The 235-nt window shown below is 72.3% G+C and carries 1 protein-coding gene; it reads left to right on the plus strand.

Annotated elements, in window-relative coordinates:
• Nucleotides 1–235: aminotransferase class I/II-fold pyridoxal phosphate-dependent enzyme (locus ACPYOG_RS20830; protein ID WP_481295955.1), on the plus strand; the 235-nt coding region annotated here is incomplete at both ends.

The following is a 235-nucleotide window of genomic DNA, read 5'->3' on the forward strand; positions in this document are numbered from 1 at the left end:
CCCTGATCGAGCCGGGCGACCGGGTCGTCATCACGCCTCCCGTCTACCCGCATTTTTTCGAGCTCATCCCGGAGGCCGGCGGCGTGGTCGAGGAGGTCCAGCTGCTCGAGGGCGGCGCGGACGGCGCGGGCTGGGCTCTCGACCTCGCCGGCCTGGAGCGTGCGTTCGCCGGCGGTGCGAAGGCGTTCCTGCTCTGCAATCCGCACAACCCGCTCGGCCTCGTGCATCCCCGCGC

The organism is Leifsonia sp. HAY1-4F (assembly GCF_056755275.1).